This is a genomic window from Streptomyces sp. Q6, from assembly GCF_036967205.1.
GTDB lineage: Bacteria > Actinomycetota > Actinomycetes > Streptomycetales > Streptomycetaceae > Streptomyces > Streptomyces citrinus.
On the sequence record NZ_CP146022.1, the window covers coordinates 3,535,360 to 3,553,725 of the forward strand.

General features: G+C 67.0%; 14 protein-coding genes and 1 tRNA gene. 2 read left to right on the plus strand and 13 right to left on the minus strand.

Annotated features, from left to right (window positions below):
• Positions 1 to 132: 132 nt before the first annotated feature.
• From V2W30_RS16410 to V2W30_RS16460, 11 genes are all read right to left on the minus strand, one after another.
• A complete protein-coding gene (locus V2W30_RS16410) occupies positions 133 to 4,032 on the minus strand; it encodes a DNA-directed RNA polymerase subunit beta' (protein ID WP_338697314.1) in 3,900 nt (1,299 codons plus the stop codon).
• A gap of 97 nt (positions 4,033 to 4,129) precedes the next feature.
• Entirely contained in the window at positions 4,130 to 7,615 is a 3,486-nt protein-coding gene (gene rpoB / locus V2W30_RS16415) for a DNA-directed RNA polymerase subunit beta (protein WP_338697316.1), read from the minus strand.
• A 568-nt stretch (positions 7,616 to 8,183) separates the two neighbouring features.
• The gene (rplL, locus tag V2W30_RS16420; protein ID WP_338697318.1) at positions 8,184 to 8,567 is read right to left on the minus strand and encodes a 50S ribosomal protein L7/L12; all 384 of its coding nucleotides are present in this window, start codon (positions 8,565 to 8,567) and stop codon (positions 8,184 to 8,186) included.
• Positions 8,568 to 8,677: 110 nt separating this feature from the next.
• Positions 8,678 to 9,208 carry a 50S ribosomal protein L10 gene (gene rplJ, locus V2W30_RS16425; RefSeq protein WP_338697320.1) on the minus strand — a complete coding sequence of 177 codons (531 nt, stop codon included), beginning with the start codon at positions 9,206 to 9,208 and terminating at the stop codon, positions 8,678 to 8,680.
• 266 nt (positions 9,209 to 9,474) lie between these two features.
• Positions 9,475 to 10,401, minus strand: coding sequence for a hypothetical protein (locus V2W30_RS16430; protein ID WP_338697321.1), 927 nt, complete (start codon positions 10,399 to 10,401; stop codon positions 9,475 to 9,477).
• 75 nt (positions 10,402 to 10,476) lie between these two features.
• The gene (locus V2W30_RS16435) at positions 10,477 to 11,169 is read right to left on the minus strand and encodes a hypothetical protein (protein WP_338697322.1); all 693 of its coding nucleotides are present in this window, start codon (positions 11,167 to 11,169) and stop codon (positions 10,477 to 10,479) included.
• A gap of 185 nt (positions 11,170 to 11,354) precedes the next feature.
• On the minus strand, positions 11,355 to 12,086 hold the full coding sequence (gene rplA, locus V2W30_RS16440) for a 50S ribosomal protein L1 (RefSeq protein ID WP_338697324.1): 732 nt from the start codon (positions 12,084 to 12,086) through the stop codon (positions 11,355 to 11,357).
• A gap of 77 nt (positions 12,087 to 12,163) precedes the next feature.
• On the minus strand, positions 12,164 to 12,598 hold the full coding sequence (gene rplK, locus V2W30_RS16445) for a 50S ribosomal protein L11 (RefSeq protein WP_016645192.1): 435 nt from the start codon (positions 12,596 to 12,598) through the stop codon (positions 12,164 to 12,166).
• A 204-nt stretch (positions 12,599 to 12,802) separates the two neighbouring features.
• Entirely contained in the window at positions 12,803 to 13,690 is an 888-nt protein-coding gene (gene nusG / locus V2W30_RS16450) for a transcription termination/antitermination protein NusG (RefSeq protein WP_338697325.1), read from the minus strand.
• Between the two features lie 76 nt (positions 13,691 to 13,766).
• Positions 13,767 to 14,054: a preprotein translocase subunit SecE gene (secE, locus tag V2W30_RS16455; RefSeq protein ID WP_338697326.1), complete on the minus strand. Its 288-nt coding sequence runs from the start codon at positions 14,052 to 14,054 to the stop codon at positions 13,767 to 13,769.
• A 109-nt stretch (positions 14,055 to 14,163) separates the two neighbouring features.
• Positions 14,164 to 14,236, minus strand: a tRNA-Trp gene (locus V2W30_RS16460).
• A 213-nt stretch (positions 14,237 to 14,449) separates the two neighbouring features.
• Between V2W30_RS16460 and V2W30_RS16465 the strand changes: the two genes are divergently transcribed.
• Both V2W30_RS16465 and V2W30_RS16470 read left to right on the plus strand, forming a co-directional pair.
• Positions 14,450 to 15,697, plus strand: a complete 1,248-nt coding sequence (locus tag V2W30_RS16465) for a pyridoxal phosphate-dependent aminotransferase (protein ID WP_338697328.1) — start codon at positions 14,450 to 14,452, stop codon at positions 15,695 to 15,697.
• A 135-nt stretch (positions 15,698 to 15,832) separates the two neighbouring features.
• Complete coding sequence (locus V2W30_RS16470; RefSeq protein WP_338697329.1) at positions 15,833 to 16,858, plus strand: adenosine deaminase; 1,026 nt, start codon at positions 15,833 to 15,835, stop codon at positions 16,856 to 16,858.
• Here the strand turns inward: V2W30_RS16470 and V2W30_RS16475 are convergent, their stop codons facing one another.
• Complete coding sequence (locus tag V2W30_RS16475; RefSeq protein WP_338697330.1) at positions 16,859 to 17,626, minus strand: DsbA family protein; 768 nt, start codon at positions 17,624 to 17,626, stop codon at positions 16,859 to 16,861.
• Positions 17,627 to 17,656: 30 nt separating this feature from the next.
• Positions 17,657 to 18,256, minus strand: coding sequence for a TetR/AcrR family transcriptional regulator (locus V2W30_RS16480; protein ID WP_338697332.1), 600 nt, complete (start codon positions 18,254 to 18,256; stop codon positions 17,657 to 17,659).
• Positions 18,257 to 18,366 lie beyond the last annotated feature (110 nt).

Here is an 18,366-nt window from a genome sequence, read left to right on the forward strand (position 1 = left end):
GACGGATTCGACACGAGACCACTCCCCCGGAGCCGGACATCTGCTGCCCTCCATCATGCGCCAACGCGCCGCAGGGCGGCCACCCCGAACTTTCTCGGGGTGACCGCCCTGCGGGTCAAGCAACCTGCTCGCTTACTGGTTGTACGGACCGTAGTCGTAGTCCTCCAGCGGAACGGCCTGGCCGGAGCCGGTGCCGAACGGCGAGTAGTCGATGTCGTCGTAGCCGACGGCCGAGTACATCGCGGCCTTGGCCTCCTCGGTGGGCTCCACCCGGATGTTGCGGTAGCGGGACAGACCCGTACCGGCCGGGATGAGCTTACCGATGATGACGTTCTCCTTGAGGCCGATGAGGCTGTCGGACTTGGCGTTGATCGCCGCATCCGTCAGGACTCGGGTCGTCTCCTGGAAGGAGGCGGCCGACAGCCAGGACTCCGTCGCCAGCGAGGCCTTGGTGATACCCATCAGCTGCGGACGGCCGGAGGCGGGGTGACCGCCCTCGGTGACCACACGACGGTTCTCGGTCTCGAACTTCGAGCGCTCGACGAGCTCGCCCGGCAGCAGCTCCGCGTCGCCGGACTCGATGATCGTCACGCGGCGCAGCATCTGCCGGATGATGATCTCGATGTGCTTGTCGTGGATCGACACGCCCTGCGAGTTGTAGACCTTCTGGACTTCGCCGACCAGGTGGACCTGGACCGCACGCTGACCGAGGATGCGCAGCACGTCGTGCGGGTTGGTGGCACCCACGGTGAGCTTCTGGCCCACCTCGACGTGGTCGCCCTCGCCGACGAGCAGACGGGCACGCTTGGAGATCGGGAAGGGAATCTCGTCGCTGCCGTCGTCCGGCGTGACCACGAGCTTCTTGGTCTTCTCGGTCTCCTCGATCCGGACCCGGCCCGCGGACTCCGAGATCGGGGCGACACCCTTCGGCGTACGAGCCTCGAAGAGCTCGACGACACGGGGCAGACCCTGGGTGATGTCGTCACCGGCCACACCACCGGTGTGGAAGGTACGCATCGTCAGCTGGGTACCGGGCTCACCGATGGACTGGGCGGCGATGATGCCGACCGCCTCACCGATGTCGACCAGCTTGCCGGTGGCGAGCGAACGGCCGTAGCAGAAGGCACAGGTGCCGACCGCGGACTCACAGGTCAGGACCGAGCGGGTCTTGACCTCCTCGACGCCGTTGGCGACCAGGGCGTCGATGAGGACGTCACCCAGGTCGACGTTGGCCGGCGCGATGACCTTGCCGTCGACGACGATGTCCTCGGCGAGCATACGGGCGTACACGCTGGTCTCGACGTCGTCCGTCTTGCGCAGGACGCCGTCCTCGCCGCGAACGGCGATCTTCAGACGCAGACCACGGTCGGTGCCGCAGTCCTCCTCGCGGATGATGACGTCCTGCGAGACGTCCACCAGACGACGGGTCAGGTAACCCGAGTCGGCGGTACGCAGGGCGGTGTCCGCCAGACCCTTACGAGCACCGTGGGTCGAGATGAAGTACTCGAGCACCGACAGACCCTCGCGGAACGAGGCCTTGATCGGACGCGGGATCGTCTCGTTCTTGGCGTTCGACACCAGACCACGCATACCGGCGATCTGACGCATCTGCATCATGTTTCCTCGGGCACCCGAGTCAACCATCATGAAGATGGGGTTCGTCTTCGGGAAGTTCGCGTTCATCGCCTCGGCAACCTCGTTGGTCGCCTTGGTCCAGATCGCGATGAGCTCCTGAGTGCGCTCTTCCTTCGTGATGAGACCGCGCTCGTACTGCTTCTGGACCTTCTCGTCCTGCGCCTCGTACCCGGCGACGATCTCCTTCTTCGCCTCGGGAACGACGACGTCGGAGATGGCCACGGTGACACCGGAACGGGTCGCCCAGAAGAAGCCCGCCGCCTTCAGGTTGTCGAGCGTCGCCGCCACGATGACCTTGGGGTAGCGCTCGGCCAGGTCGTTGACGATCTCGGAGAGCTGCTTCTTGCCCACCGAGTAGTCGACGAACGGGTAGTCCTCAGGCAGCAGCTCGTTGAAGAGCGCGCGGCCCAGGGTCGTACGCAGCCGGAAGCTGTCGCCCTGCTGGTACTCGGGCTCGCCCTCCTCGGCGACCGGCGGCGTCCAGCCACGCGGCGGGATGGTGCCCACCGGGAAGCGGATGTCGACCGGCGACTGGAGCGCCAGCTCGCCGGCGTCGAACGCCATGATCGCCTCGGCGACGGAGCCGAACGCGCGGCCCTCGCCCTTGGTGTCACGGAGCTCACCGTCGGTGGAGAGGAAGAACAGACCGAGGACCATGTCCTGGGTCGGCATCGTCACCGGACGGCCGTCGGCGGGCTTGAGGATGTTGTTCGAGGACAGCATCAGGATGCGGGCCTCGGCCTGCGCCTCCGCGGAGAGCGGCAGGTGCACGGCCATCTGGTCACCGTCGAAGTCCGCGTTGAACGCGGTGCAGACGAGCGGGTGGATCTGGATGGCCTTGCCCTCGACCAGCTGCGGCTCGAAGGCCTGGATGCCGAGGCGGTGCAGGGTGGGAGCACGGTTCAGCAGAACCGGGTGCTCGGCGATGACCTCTTCGAGGACGTCGTACACGACCGTGCGGCCGCGCTCCACCATGCGCTTGGCGCTCTTGATGTTCTGCGCGTGGTTCAGGTCGACCAGGCGCTTCATCACGAACGGCTTGAAGAGCTCAAGGGCCATGGCCTTGGGCAGACCGCACTGGTGCAGCTTCAGCTGCGGACCGACGACGATCACGGAACGCGCGGAGTAGTCCACACGCTTACCGAGAAGGTTCTGACGGAAACGACCCTGCTTGCCCTTGAGCATGTCGCTCAGGGACTTCAGCGGGCGGTTACCGGGACCGGTCACCGGGCGACCACGACGACCGTTGTCGAAGAGGGCGTCCACGGCCTCCTGGAGCATGCGCTTCTCGTTGTTCACGATGATCTCGGGCGCACCGAGGTCGAGAAGGCGCTTCAGGCGGTTGTTGCGGTTGATCACGCGGCGGTACAGGTCGTTCAGGTCGGAGGTCGCGAAGCGGCCACCGTCCAGCTGCACCATCGGACGCAGGTCCGGCGGGATGACCGGCACGCAGTCGAGCACCATGCCCTTGGGGCTGTTGCTGGTCTGCAGGAACGCGGAGACGACCTTGAGGCGCTTGAGCGCACGGGTCTTCTTCTGGCCCTTGCCGGTACGGATGATCTCGCGGAGGCGCTCGGCCTCCTCCTCGAGGTCGAAGGTCTCGAGACGCTTCTGAAGCGCCGCGGCACCCATCGAGCCGTCGAAGTACGTGCCGAAGCGGTCACGCAGCTCGCGGTAGAGGAGCTCGTCGCCCTCCAGGTCCTGGACCTTGAGGTTCTTGAAGCGCGACCAGACCTCGTCCAGACGGTCGATCTCGCGCTGCGCACGGTCGCGCAGCTGCTTCATCTCGCGCTCGGCACCCTCGCGCACCTTGCGGCGCACGTCGGCCTTGGCACCCTCGGCCTCGAGCTCGGCCAGGTCGGTCTCGAGCTTCTTGGCGCGGGCCTCGAGGTCCGAGTCACGACGGTTCTCGACCTGCTGACGCTCGACCTGGACGTGCGCCTCGAGGGAGGGCAGGTCACGGGTACGACGCTCTTCGTCGACGTACGTGATCATGTACGCGGCGAAGTAGATGACCTTCTCGAGGTCCTTCGGGGCGAGGTCGAGCAGGTAGCCCAGACGCGACGGAACGCCCTTGAAGTACCAGATGTGGGTGACGGGAGCGGCCAGCTCAATGTGGCCCATCCGCTCACGACGCACCTTGGCGCGCGTGACCTCGACGCCACAGCGCTCGCAGATGATGCCCTTGAAGCGGACACGCTTGTACTTACCGCAGTAGCACTCCCAGTCCCGGGTCGGACCGAAGATCTTCTCGCAGAAGAGTCCGTCCTTTTCGGGCTTGAGGGTGCGGTAGTTGATGGTCTCGGGCTTCTTGACCTCGCCGTGGCTCCACTGACGGATGTCGTCAGCGGTGGCCAGACCGATCCGGAGCTCATCGAAGAAGTTGACGTCGAGCACTATGCGTCAATCCCTCTCAGGGTTGTAAGTCTGTGGTCTGAAACGGGGGTCTGGGGGCCGGCCGGGGGCTCATGAAGAGCCCCCGGCCTGACTCCCGTCAGACCTCTTCGACGCTGCTCGGCTCGCGCCGGGACAGGTCGATGCCGAGCTCCTCCGCCGCGCGGAAGACGTCCTCGTCGGTGTCGCGCATCTCGATGGACATGCCGTCCGAGGACAGCACCTCCACGTTGAGGCACAGGGACTGCATTTCCTTGATGAGCACCTTGAAGGACTCAGGGATGCCCGGCTCGGGGATGTTCTCGCCCTTGACGATGGCCTCGTAGACCTTCACGCGGCCGGTCACGTCATCGGACTTGATGGTCAGCAGCTCCTGGAGGGCGTAAGCGGCGCCGTACGCCTCCAGCGCCCACACCTCCATCTCACCGAAGCGCTGGCCACCGAACTGGGCCTTACCACCCAGCGGCTGCTGGGTGATCATCGAGTACGGACCGGTCGAACGGGCGTGGAGCTTGTCGTCGACCAGGTGGTGCAGCTTGAGGATGTACATGTACCCGACCGAGATCGGGTCCGGGAACGGCTCGCCGGAGCGGCCGTCGAACAGCCGCGCCTTGCCGGACGGGAGGACCAGACGGTCACCGTCGCGGTTCGGCAGGGTGTGCTCGAAGAGACCCGCGAGCTCGTCCTCACGCGCACCGTCGAAGACGGGGGTGGCGACGTTGGTGCCCGGGGCGACCTGGTCGGCCTCGATGGCCTGGAGGCGCTGGGCCCACTCGTCCGCGAGCCCGGAGACGTCCCAGCCGCGGCTGGCGAGCCAGCCGAGGTGGATCTCCAGGACCTGTCCCGGGTTCATTCGGGACGGGACACCCAGCGGGTTGAGGATGATGTCGACCGGGGTGCCGTCCTCGAGGAACGGCATGTCCTCGATCGGGTTGATCTTGGAGATGACACCCTTGTTGCCGTGGCGGCCGGCGAGCTTGTCACCGTCCGTGATCTTGCGCTTCTGCGCCACGTAGACACGAACCAGCTGGTTCACGCCCGGCGGCAGCTCGTCGCCCTCTTCACGGTCGAAGACGCGGACGCCGATGACCTTGCCGATCTCACCGTGCGGCACCTTCAGCGAGGTGTCGCGCACTTCGCGCGCCTTCTCGCCGAAGATCGCGCGGAGCAGGCGCTCCTCCGGCGTCAGCTCGGTCTCACCCTTGGGCGTGACCTTGCCGACGAGGATGTCGCCGGCGACGACCTCGGCACCGATACGGATGATGCCGCGCTCGTCGAGGTCCGCGAGGACCTCCTCGGAGACGTTCGGGATGTCCCGGGTGATCTCCTCCGGGCCGAGCTTGGTGTCACGGGCGTCGACCTCGTGCTCCTCGATGTGGATCGAGGAGAGGACGTCGTCCTGCACGAGGCGCTGCGACAGGATGATCGCGTCCTCGTAGTTGTGACCCTCCCACGGCATGAACGCGACGAGCAGGTTCTTGCCGAGCGCCATCTCGCCGTTCTCGGTGGCGGGACCGTCGGCCAGGACCTGGCCCTCGATCACGCGGGCGCCCTCGTCCACGACAACCTTCTGGTTGACGGAGGTGCCCTGGTTCGAGCGGGAGAACTTGTGCAGGCGGTACGTGGTGTACGTGCCGTCGTCGTTGGCGGTGGTGATGTAGTCCGCGGAGACCTCCTGGACCACACCGTCCTTCTCGGCCTTGAGCACGTCGCCGGCGTCGACGGCGCAGCGGTACTCCATGCCGGTGCCGACGAGCGGCGCCTCGGACTTAATCAGCGGCACGGCCTGACGCATCATGTTCGCGCCCATGAGGGCACGGTTGGCGTCGTCGTGCTCGAGGAACGGGATCATGGCGGTCGCGACCGACACCATCTGGCGCGGCGAGACGTCCATGTAGTCGACGTCGTCACCGGGGATGTAGTCGATCTCGCCGCCACGACGGCGGACCAGAACGCGGGCCTCGGTGAAGCGCATGTCGTCGGAGAGCGTCGCGTTCGCCTGGGCGATCACGAAGCGGTCTTCCTCGTCGGCCGTCAGGTAGTCGACGTCGTCGGTGACGACACCGTCGACGACCTTGCGGTACGGCGTCTCGATGAAACCGAACGGGTTGATCCGTCCGTACGAGGCGAGCGAACCGATCAGGCCGATGTTCGGGCCTTCAGGGGTCTCGATGGGGCACATGCGGCCGTAGTGCGAGGGGTGCACGTCTCGCACCTCGAAGCCGGCCCGCTCACGGGAGAGACCACCCGGGCCGAGGGCGTTCAGACGACGCTTGTGCGTCAGCCCCGACAGCGGGTTGTTCTGGTCCATGAACTGGGACAGCTGCGACGTACCGAAGAACTCCTTGATCGACGCCACGACCGGGCGAATGTTGATCAGGGTCTGCGGCGTGATCGCCTCGACGTCCTGGGTCGTCATGCGCTCACGCACGACGCGCTCCATACGGGCGAGACCCGTACGGACCTGGTTCTGGATGAGCTCGCCGACGTTACGGATACGACGGTTGCCGAAGTGGTCGATGTCGTCGGTCTCGACGACGATCTCCCGGCCCGACTCGCCGACCGTCTCGGTCTCACCGGCGTGCAGCTTGACCAGGTACTTGATGGTCGCGATGACGTCGTCGGTGGTGAGCACGCCGGCGTCCAGCGGCTCGTCCGCGCCGAGCTTCTTGTTCACCTTGTAGCGGCCGACCTTCGCGAGGTCGTAGCGCTTCGGGTTGAAGTAGAGGTTCTCGAGCAGCGTCTGAGCAGCCTCACGCGTGGGCGGCTCGCCCGGGCGGAGCTTGCGGTAGATGTCGAGCAGCGCGTCGTCCTGGCCCTGGGTGTGGTCCTTCTCCAGGGTGGCGCGCATGGACTCGTACTGGCCGAACTCCTCGAGGATCTGCTCGGTCGTCCAACCGAGAGCCTTGAGCAGGACGGTGACGGACTGCTTGCGCTTGCGGTCGATGCGCACACCGACCATGTCGCGCTTGTCGATCTCCATCTCCAGCCAGGCACCCCGGGACGGGATGATCTTGGCGGAGAAGATGTCCTTGTCGGACGTCTTGTCGATGGAGGAGTCGAAGTAGACACCCGGCGAACGGACCAGCTGCGACACCACGACACGCTCGGTGCCGTTGATGACGAAGGTGCCCTTGTTCGTCATGAGCGGGAAATCGCCCATGAAGACCGTCTGGGACTTGATCTCGCCGGTCTCGTTGTTGGTGAACTCAGCGGTGACGAAGAGCGGGGCCGCGTACGTGAAGTCGCGGTCCTTGCACTCGTCGATCGAGTTCTTGGGGGGCTCGAAACGGTGGTCGCGGAACGTCAGCGACATCGACCCGGAGAAGTCCTCGATCGGGGAGATCTCCTCGAAGATCTCCTCCAGACCGGACTTGGTGGGGACGTCCTGACCCGACTCCAGAGCCGCCTCGACCCGACTCTGCCAAGCCGTGTTGCCGAGCAGCCAGTCAAAGCTCTCGGTCTGCAGGGCGAGCAGGTTGGGAACCTCGAGGGGCTCCTTGATCTTTGCAAAGGAGATGCGCAGCGGGGCGGTGCTTGCGCCGTTGTTCGTATTCGCGGTCGAGGCGTTGCGCGAGGCGGCCAAGAGGGGGTCCTTCCGAGGGCTCGGACTCACTACGCGCGTACCGGTCCCAAGCCAGGCAGAGAGACGGAAAAGCCCAGGTGAGGGTCGATTCAGTCGGCTGTGCTCAAGCGAGGACATGCCCCTGGTGACGGGCAGGGAGCAGCTAACAGGCAGCGCAAAGGGACAGTGTAGCCAGAAGGCCCACTGATGTCCAGTGCGGGTTCTTTGACACCCTCGTTGTTCTCAACCATTCACTGTCTGCGGCATGCCCTGTGCGCTGAGCGCACATCCTTACTGCCCTCTTCGCCGTCGATCCATGCCTCGGAGCCCGGATCGTTGTGACGACGCGTCCTGAGAATTGCGCGCTGCGTGCGGTTCGTCAAGGCCCCCTCTTGACCGAACAGGGGTGGCGCCAGGCACAACGAAGATCACCATACTCTTCGCGACCAGCAGTGCAAGGCACCCTCGGCATGCGAGCCAGACAACGCCGAAGGGCGACCACCCAGTTGGGTGATCGCCCTTCGGTACCTCGGCGTTACAGCTCCCGAGGGAGCAGTTTCACCGGAGAGGAGTCAGCGGACTCGCGAGGTCACTTGACCTCGACGGAGGCGCCGGCGGCCTTGAGGGACTCGGCAGCCTTGTCAGCGGCCTCCTTGGCGACCTTCTCGAGGACCGGCTTCGGGGTGCCGTCGACGAGGTCCTTGGCCTCCTTGAGGCCCAGGGAGGTGAGCTCGCGCACGACCTTGATGACCTGGATCTTCTTCTCGCCGGCACCCGTGAGGATGACGTCGAACTCGTCCTGCTCGGCCTCGGCCTCGGCCGGGGCGCCGGTGGCGGCCGGGCCGGCAACGGCGACGGCGGCAGCGGCGGTGACGTCGAACTTCTCCTCGAAGGCCTTCACGAACTCGGAGAGCTCGATGAGGGTCATCTCCTCGAACTGGGCGAGCAGGTCTTCCTGGCTGAGCTTCGCCATGATGGGCGATCCTTCCACTAAATCGGCTGGTGCCGGTTGTCCATGTCGGCGGGCGTACATTCGGCCCGCGTCGACCGTCGCCTCAGGCGGCGGTCAATGTGCGAGCCGAATTACTCGGCACCGCCCTGCTCGGCCTGCTTGACCCGAAGCGCCTCCGCGGTGCGGACGAACTTCGACGGGAGCGCCTGGAAGAGCTGAGCAGCCTGGGACTGCTTGCCCTTGAACGCACCGGCCAGCTTGCTGAGCAGAACCTCGCGGGACTCGAGGTCCGCAAGCTTCTTGATCTCGTCGGCGGACAGCGCCTTGCCGTCAAGGACACCGCCCTTGATGACGAGGTTCGGGTTGTCCTTGGCGAAGTCACGAAGACCCTTCGCCGACTCCACCGGGTCACCGGTGACGAAGGCAACCGCCGTCGGACCGTTGAACAGGTCGTCGAGCGTAGTGATCCCGGCCTCGTTGGCCGCGATCTTGGTCAGCGTGTTCTTCACCACGGCGTACTCGGAGTTCTCACCGAGCGAACGGCGCAGCTGCTTGAGCTGGGCCACGGTGAGACCCCGGTACTCGGTCAGCACGGCGGCGTTCGAGCTGCGGAACTTGTCCGTGAGCTCGGCTACCGCGGCAGCCTTGTCGGGCGTCGGCATAGAGCGTCGGCCTCCTTCCGGGTGATGAGGACCGCTCGCAAGGAGGCTGGGAAAACGAAAACGCCCCGGCGCAGGCGCACGGGGCGTGAGCTCTACCGAGGATTCTTGCGAACCCCGGGAGCACTTCCACGGTCACCTGCGCGGGTCGTCCGCAATTTCAGCGGATCCTTCGGCCACCGAACCCTCTTGCGAGTGCACGGCGACGACCAGCGGTCTTTGGCTTCTGTGGAAGGTTACGGGAAGGCGGGCTTATCAAGCAAATCCGCTCAGACGCCGCTGCCGGCGCTGTCGCCGAGCTCCTTGAGCATGTCCATCAGGTCGAAGGTCTGGCTCGCCGGCGGTTCGTCGACCTTCACCGCGGCGCCGTAGTCCGAGAACTTCTCCGAGATGTCGACGGCGCCCTCGGAGCTGTCCATCGTGACGTCCAGGCGGACCGGCAGATCGTCCTCGCTGACCCACAGCTCGGTGTCGTAGTCCTTGATGCCGGCCTTCTTGACGTTCTTCAGGAGTCGGCTGCGCTCCGACTCGCTGAGCACCTTCAGGGAGTCGTTCGACTTCATCATCTCGTCGACCGTGAGCTTGCCCTTGTAGTGCTGCGTCCGCACGCCGTCGACCGTGGCGGAACCGATGTGCTTCAGGTTCGGCGAGTCGAGCAGGACCGCGATCTGCTGGGCCGGGTCCTGGTTCATGCTGTCCAGGCTGCCGGTCATCTGCCGCGTGAGCTTCTCGTCCCCGGACTGCTTCGCCAGGGCGCCGAGGTCCATCTTCATCCAGCGCTTGCCGTCCATGTCCTTGGCCGCGGCCGCGCCCATGTCCATGTACATCACGCTGTCCTGCATGATCATGCGGATGTTCTCCGGCGCGTCCGGATCTCCGGCCGTGAGCGCGGAGCCCGTCATCGTCATATCCATGACGGTGGGGTCCCAGCCCATGGTCCCCGACATCTTCATGGTGCCGCCGCCACCGAGCGCCGAGGGCGTCTTCATCGTCATCTCGACCTTGGCGGACTTGGCCTCCGAGGTCTTCTCGTACGCGGCTGTGAGGGCCTGGGTCATCTGGGACCGGGACTGGGTCGTGGCGGCCGACTTCTCGCCGCTCCCCTTGTCCGAGCCCCCACCGCAGGCGACGGCTCCGGAACACAGCAGCGCGGTCGCGGCGGCAGCGCCCGCCACACGTCGTACGACAACAGTCATCTCAATCCCACCCCTTGGAACACGCGTACTCATGGCACGGTATAGGACGCCTCCGACAGCGGGTCGGTTCGTCGGTCACCCGCCGCTCGTGATGTCCGAGAAGTCGACGGTGTCGTGCGCGGGCGGGCGCACGGCCGCGGCCTCGGCCCCGTAGTCGCTGTAGCGGATGGTGCTGGTGAAGTCGCCCGCGCGCTGGGTGCGCTGCACCAGGAGGTCGCGGAAGTCGATCCAGACGTCCATCTGCTGTTCGCCGGAGGTGCCGCGGTAGTGGGTGGTCCAGGTCCCGCGCACGGTCTCCCGGCCCACCCGGCGCAGGTCCTTCGCCTCGCCGAGGGCCTTGAGGGAGTCGGCCGGGGTGAGGTCGCTGTGCGCGTCGTACGGGTGGCGGATCCAGTGCCGGCCGCCCTGGAGGGACGCGAAGGCGTCGGTCATCCGGGTGTAGTACGCGTCGGGCAGGAAGCGCGTCTGCGAGGGGTCGCCGCCCAACTTGCGGGTGGAGGCGGCCAGTTCGCCGCCGGTGATGCGGACCGTGAGGGTGCCCTCGACCCCGTCGGACCAGGCGAGCGTGCCCGCGCTGCGTGAGGTGAGGCCGCCGCCGGTGTCGGTCGTGGCGTCGACGCGGGCCGAGCCCGCCGCGGCGACGTGCCGGCGGGCCGCCCGCAGCGCGTCGGCCGCCGCCGGGTCGGCGCTGCTCTCGCCGCTTCCGCAGGCCACGAGCAGGGCGCCCACGGCGGCCAGGACCGCCGCCCCTCGTCGTACGTGCCTCATACGCTCCCCCGGTCGGTCACGGCGACGCTAGCGCGTGCCGTACGGGGAGGGGCGGGAACGCCCAGGAAACCTCGGGGAACGTCGGGGAACGTCCGGGAACGTCCGGGAGCTTCGGGAAAAGAGGAACGGGCCCCGCACCTCGGAGGGTGCGGGGCCCGTCGCCGACTTCAGCGAGCCTGTGGGGCTCAGACCGCGGCCGGGTCCTCCTCGGTGAGGAGGTTGCGGGTGCGGTTCGGGTCGACCGGAATGCCGGGGCCGATCGTGGTGCTGATCGCGGCCTTCTTGATGTAACGACCCTTGGCGGCGGACGGCTTCAGGCGGAGGATCTCCTCCAGGGCCGCGCCGTAGTTCTCCACCAGCTTGGTGTCGTCGAACGACGCCTTGCCGATGATGAAGTGCAGGTTCGAGTGCTTGTCGACGCGGAACTCGATCTTGCCGCCCTTGATCTCGTTCACGGCCTTGACCACGTCCGGGGTCACGGTGCCGGTCTTCGGGTTCGGCATGAGGCCACGCGGACCGAGCACGCGGCCGAGGCGGCCGACCTTGCCCATGAGGTCCGGGGTGGCGACAACGGCGTCGAACTCGTTCAGGCGGTTGCCCTTGGAGATCTCGTCGATGAGCTCGTCGGAGCCGACGATGTCGGCGCCAGCGGCTTCCGCGGCCGCAGCACGGTCACCGGTCGCGAAGACCAGGACCCGGGCGGTCTTGCCGGTGCCGTGCGGGAGGTTCACGGTGCCACGGACCATCTGGTCGGCCTTGCGCGGGTCAACGCCCAGGCGGAAGGCGACCTCGACGGTGCCGTCGAACTTCGACGCGGAGGTCTCCTTGGCGAGACGGACGGCCTCGAGCGGGGCGTAGAGCTTGTCCCGGTCGATCTTGGCGTCCGCAGCGCGGAGAGTCTTGCTGCGCTTGCTCACTACTGCTCCTGTGTGTTCTGAGGAGTCGTGGTCCGGACCGAGCAGGTCCTGCCACGGATGTACCTACGAGGTGGGTGTCAGCCCTCGACCGTGATGCCCATGGAGCGGGCGGTGCCGGCGATGATCTTGGACGCGGCGTCCAGGTCATTGGCGTTGAGGTCGGGCATCTTGGTCGTGGCGATCTCGCGGACCTGCGCCTCGGTGATCTTGGCGACCTTGGTCTTGTGCGGCTCGCCCGAGCCCTTCTCGACACCAGCGGCCTTGAGGATCATCTTCGCGGCCGGCGGGGTCTTGGTGATGAAGGTGAAGGAGCGGTCCTCGTAGACCGTGATCTCCACCGGGATGACCCAACCGCGCTGCGACTCGGTCGCGGCGTTGTAGGCCTTGCAGAACTCCATGATGTTGACGCCGTGCTGGCCCAGCGCGGGGCCGACCGGCGGAGCCGGGTTGGCGGCGCCGGCCTGGATCTGGAGCTTGATGAGCCCCGTGACCTTCTTCTTCTTGGGAGGCATGTGCTCTCTCTCCGGGTCTTAGTGAGAGTGTTCAGCCACCATCCACAGCGATGATCGTCCGGATCATCCGGATGGAGGCATACCGCACAACGATAACGGGTATCTATGCGGGGCTAAAAACCGAGCAGGTCAGAGCGGCTTTGACAGCCGTTCTGACCTGCTCGGAAGCGTTGTGTCCAGAAGGAGCTGGAAGCCCGGTGAGGGCTAGTTCTTCTGGATCTGGTCGAAGCTGAGCTCGACCGGGGTCTCACGACCGAAGATCTCGACGAGGCCCTTGACCTTCTTCGAGTCCGCGTTGATCTCGTTGATCGTGGCCTGGAGCGTCGCGAACGGGCCGTCGGTGACGGTGACCGAGTCGCCGACCTCGAAGTCCAGGACCTCGACCGTGACCTTGCGGGCCGGAGCCGGCTTGCCCTCGGCCTCGGCGGCCTCGCGCGCGGCCTTCTCCTCGGCCTCCGGGGCGAGCATCTTGACGATCTCGTCCAGGGTCAGCGGGTACGGGTCGTAGGCGTTGCCCACGAAGCCGGTGACGCCAGGAGTGTTGCGGACGACGCCCCAGGACTCGTTCGTCAGATCCATGCGGACGAGAACGTAACCGGGCAGCTTGTTCTGCCGGACGTTCTTGCGCTCGCCGTTCTTGATCTGGACGATCTCTTCCTCGGGCACTTCGGCCTGGTAGATGAACTCCTCGACGTTCAGCGAGACGGCACGCTGCTCGAGGTTGGCCTTCACGCGCTTCTCGTAGCCCGCGTAGGTGTGGATGACGTACCACTCGCCCGGCAGGCCACGCAGCTCGTCGCGGAGAGCGGTGACGGGGTCGACCGGCTCCTGCTCCTCCGCGAGCTCCTCGACCTCGGCATCGGCCTCGGCCTCGACGGCCTCTTCCTCGGCGTCGTCGTCATCGACATCGACATCGGCGTCCGCTTCCGCGGTCTCGACCTCGAGGGCAGCCTCTTCGGCGGGCTCGCCGGCGGCGATGTCGGCAGCCTCGGCCTGGTCCGGGTCCTCGGCATCCGCCGCCTCGACGATGTCGAGCTGGTCCTCCACGGACTCCGCCGACTCGATGGCGTCGTTCAGGTTCGGGTCAGACACGGTGGCTGCTTCTTCCTGGATACATGGGGTGGAACGCGCGAAAGGGGCGCCGGTGACGGCGCCCTCCGCTTTCGGTTTAACCGAAGACGTACTTGATGAGATGGCTGAAGCCATAGTCAATCACGGTCACCAGACCGATCATGATGACGACGAACACAATCACCACGGTTGTGTACGTCGAGAGCTGACTGCGAGTCGGCCAGACGACCTTGCGGAGCTCGGCGACAATCTGGCGGTAGAAGAGCGCGAGGCGACCGAAGGGTCCCTTCTTGCCGCGCTTGCCACCCTTGCGGGCCTTCTTCTTGGACTCCGACACGTCGTCCTGGGCATCAGGCATGTCGATGGAGCCCACGGCGTCCGTCACTCGTCCTCACCTGAATTCCGGGTCGTGGCCGTGCCGCGCCCGGTTGAGCCGCACGGCGGTGCAATGCAGTACGTACATGCGCACACATCCTGGCGTGAGGAGTGTGTAGCAGGGCCGGAGGGACTTGAACCCCCAACCGCTGGTTTTGGAGACCAGTGCTCTACCAATTGAGCTACGACCCTTTGTTTTCCCCAACGTACCGCATCCACCCGGGTGCACGGAGTGCGGTCGGAAGGAGCGGCCGGTGAAGGCCAACGAGCAGTGAGTGTACGTGGTCCGCGGCCCCTCGTCGAACGAATGGCGACGAGAAGTGGATCAACAACGAATCAGCAGTGGATCCGATGGTCTTGGAAACCCGTGTGCCGGGCGGGTTTCGGGTCTGGAACGATGGGGTTATGAGCGCTGCAACTCCTTCCCCGTCCGCTGGTTCGTCTCCTACTGAGCGCCGGGTCTCCGCCCGCGTCGGCTCCATCTCCGAGTCCGCGACCCTCGCCGTCGACGCCAAGGCCAAGGCCCTCAAGGCCGCCGGGCGTCCGGTGATCGGCTTCGGCGCCGGTGAGCCCGACTTCCCGACGCCCGACTATGTGGTCGAGGCAGCCATCGAGGCCTGCAAGAACCCGAAGTTCCACCGCTACACGCCGGCCGGCGGTCTGCCCGAGCTGAAGGCCGCGATCGCCGCCAAGACGCTGCGCGACTCCGGCTACGAGGTCGACGCCTCGCAGGTTCTGGTGACCAACGGCGGCAAGCAGGCCATCTACGAGGCGTTCGCCGCGATCCTCGACCCGGGCGACGAGGTCATCGTCCCGGCGCCGTACTGGACCACCTACCCGGAGTCGATCCGCCTCGCGGGCGGTGTGCCGGTGGACGTGGTCGCCGACGAGACGACCGGGTACCGGGTCACCGTCGAGCAGTTGGAGGCCGCGCGCACGGAGCGTACGAAGGTCGTGCTCTTCGTCTCGCCGTCGAACCCGACGGGTGCCGTCTACAGCGAGGCCGAGGCCGAGGCGATCGGCCGCTGGGCCGTGGAGCACGGCCTGTGGGTCATGACGGACGAGATCTACGAGCACCTCGTCTACGGGGACGCGAAGTTCACGTCGCTGCCCGCGATCCTTCCGGAGCTGCGCGACAAGTGCATCGTGGTCAACGGTGTCGCGAAGACGTACGCGATGACCGGCTGGCGCGTGGGGTGGATCGTCGGCCCGAAGGACGTCGTGAAGGCCGCGACGAACCTTCAGTCGCACGCCACGTCGAACGTGTCGAACGTCGCGCAGGCGGCCGCGCTCGCCGCCGTGTCCGGCGATCTGACCGCCGTGGAGAAGATGCGCGAGGCCTTCGACCGTCGTCGCAAGACGATCGTGCGGATGCTCAACGAGATCGACGGCGTGCTGTGCCCGGAGCCCGAGGGCGCCTTCTACGCGTACCCGTCGGTGAAGGGGCTGCTCGGCAAGGAGATCCGCGGCAAGCGTCCGCAGGACTCCGTCGAGCTCGCCGCGCTCATCCTTGAAGAGGCCGAGGTCGCGGTGGTTCCCGGAGAGGCCTTCGGTACGCCGGGTTACCTGCGTCTGTCGTACGCGCTGGGCGACGAGGACCTCGTCGAGGGTGTCTCGCGCATCCAGAAGCTGCTGGCCGAGGCGCAGGACTGAGTCGTACGCCCTCTGTAGCGGGCCACTGAAACGGGCCGCCTCCTTCACGGAGGCGGCCCGTTTCTTCGTTCGGGCGGGACCCCGAAGGTGGAAAGGCGCTACCGGTACGCCAGGTGCGTACGGCAGGATCTTGGGATGGAGCGCGTAGTAAAACGTGATGTACGGCAGTTGCCGAAGGCCCATCTGCACCTGCACTTCACCGGGTCGATGCGGCCCGAGACCCTGCTGGAACTCGCCGACAAGTACGGCGTGCGGCTGCCCGAGGCGCTGACCGGGGCCGAACCGCCGAAATTGCGGGCCACGGACGAGCGGGGCTGGTTCCGGTTCCAGCGGCTCTACGACGCGGCGCGTTCCTGTCTGCGGGAGCCCGAGGACATCCAGCGCCTGGTGCGGGAGGCCGCCGAGGAGGACATCGCGGACGGGTCGGGGTGGCTGGAGATCCAGGTCGACCCGACGTCGTACGCGCCGAGGCTGGGCGGGCTGATCCCCGCGCTGGAGATCATTCTGGACGCGGTCGAGAGCGCTTCGCGCGAGACCGGGCTCGGGATGCGCGTGCTCGTCGCCGCGAACCGCATGAAGCACCCGCTGGACGCCCGGACGCTGGCGCGTCTCGCGGTGCGGTACGCGGACCGGGGCATCGTCGGGTTCGGGCTCTCCAACGACGAACGGCGGGGCATGGCCCGGGACTTCGACCGGGCCTTCGCCATCGCGCGGGAGGGCGGGCTGCTGGCCGCGCCGCACGGGGGCGAGCTGACCGGTCCGGCGTCCGTACGGGACTGTCTCGACGACCTGGACGCGCGGCGGATCGGGCACGGGGTGCGGGCCGCCGAGGACCCACGCCTCCTGAAGCGGCTCGCGGACCGGGGTGTGACGTGCGAGGTCTGCCCGGCCTCGAACGTGGCGCTCGGCGTCTACGAGAAGCCCGAGGACGTGCCGCTGCGCACGCTGTTCGAGGCCGGGGTGCCGATGGCGCTCGGCGCCGACGACCCGCTCCTGTTCGGCTCGCGGCTCGCCGCCCAGTACGAGATCGCGCGGCGCCACCACGACTTCTCCGACGCCGAACTGGCCGAGCTGGCGCGGCAGTCGGTGCGCGGCTCGGCGGCGCCCGAGGAGGTCAAGGAGAAGCTCCTGGGCGGCGTGGACGCGTGGCTGGCCGGCTGATCAGCCGACCTGGTCCGGCGGGGGTGTGACGCCGCCGGCCAGCATGCGCACCACCAGCGGGAGCAGCTCGGCGTCGAACATGCCCCCGCGCAGGTGTTCGGGGACCAGGTTTCCGTTGATCGCGAAGCCCGGGGTGCCGTCCGCGCCGTCGTCGTCGAACGCCTTCTGGGAGGCCTCGACGAAGTCGCCGTACTTCATGGTCCGCACCGCCGCGTCGAACTTCTTGCCGCGCAGGCCGTCGACCTGTGAGGCCGTTCGCAGCAGGAAGGCGTCGGTGTAGCCGTCGACGACCTCCTCCGGCTGGTGGAGGAAGAGCAGTTTGTGGAGCTCGGTGAACTTGCCCCGGTCGACGGCCGCGCGCAGCGCGTTGGCCGCCTTGCGCGAGCCGCTGCCGCCCAGATGGCTCTTGTCGGAGAGGAAGGAGGCGAAGGTGTATTCGAGCCGGACCTCGCCCGTCAGCGCCAGCTTCTGGAGCGCCTCACCGCCGCCTTCGCGCTCGAACTCCTGGCAGACCGGGCAGCGCATGTCCTCGTAGACGTGGACGACGGTCTCCGCGTCGGGCGAGCCGACGACGACGGTCGTGCCGTCGGCGGACATCCGCTCGGGCAGCGCGGCGACCTTGGTGTACGCGGTCGCGCCGTGCGCGCGGGCCGCGTCCTTGTCGTCGCCCCCGGTCAGGCCGGACCGGCCGCATCCGGCCGTCGCGAGTACCCCCACCAGCACCGTGCTCGCCGCGGACACGGCGGCACGGCGTGCTCTTGCGCGCATGAATGATCCCTCCCCTGGAACGGGGAGACCTTATGCGATTCCTGTGAGCAGGGTGTGCGCGATATGCGCCGCGAACTCGTCCACCGGCGGTCTGCGGTCCGGGGACATCTCGTAGGCGAAGGCGCGCTGCGAGCACGCGCCCAGGAGGAGCGAAGCGGCCGCGTACGTGTCGGCCTCGGCGCTGATGCGGCCCGCCTTCTGTTCGGCCCGCAAGTAGGCGTCGAGTCCCTGGATCGGCCTGTGGGGGCCGGTGCCCATGCCGCGCATCACCTCTTCGTGGCGGCGCTTGAGCTGGGGCTCCGCATACAGGGACGCGGCCATCGGGAAGGTCTGCTCATAGAAGAGCGCCGCTTCGCGGGCGATGTCGGTGAGGTTCTCCTCGACCGTGCGGTCGGGGTTGCCCGCGCCGTCCGCGAGGAGGCGGCCCAGGAGGGAGCCGAGCTTCGGCAGGCGCTCGTCGAGCACCGTCACGAAGAGCTCCTCCTTGTTGGCGAAGTACTTGTAGAGCGCCGCTTCGGAGCAGTCGGCCGCCTTGGCGATGGCTTTGGTGGTGGTGCGGGCGAGGCCGATGCTCAGCATGAGCTCGTGGGCCGCGTCGACGATGCGGACGCGGGCCGGCTTCTGGTCCATGCGGGCTCCAAGCGGGCTTGACGCGGGGGTGAGTACTCACTCACTCTAAGGGTGAACGGAGGTGAGTGAACACTCACCCACCTTCAGTCCTCTTCTGTCATGCGCACCTG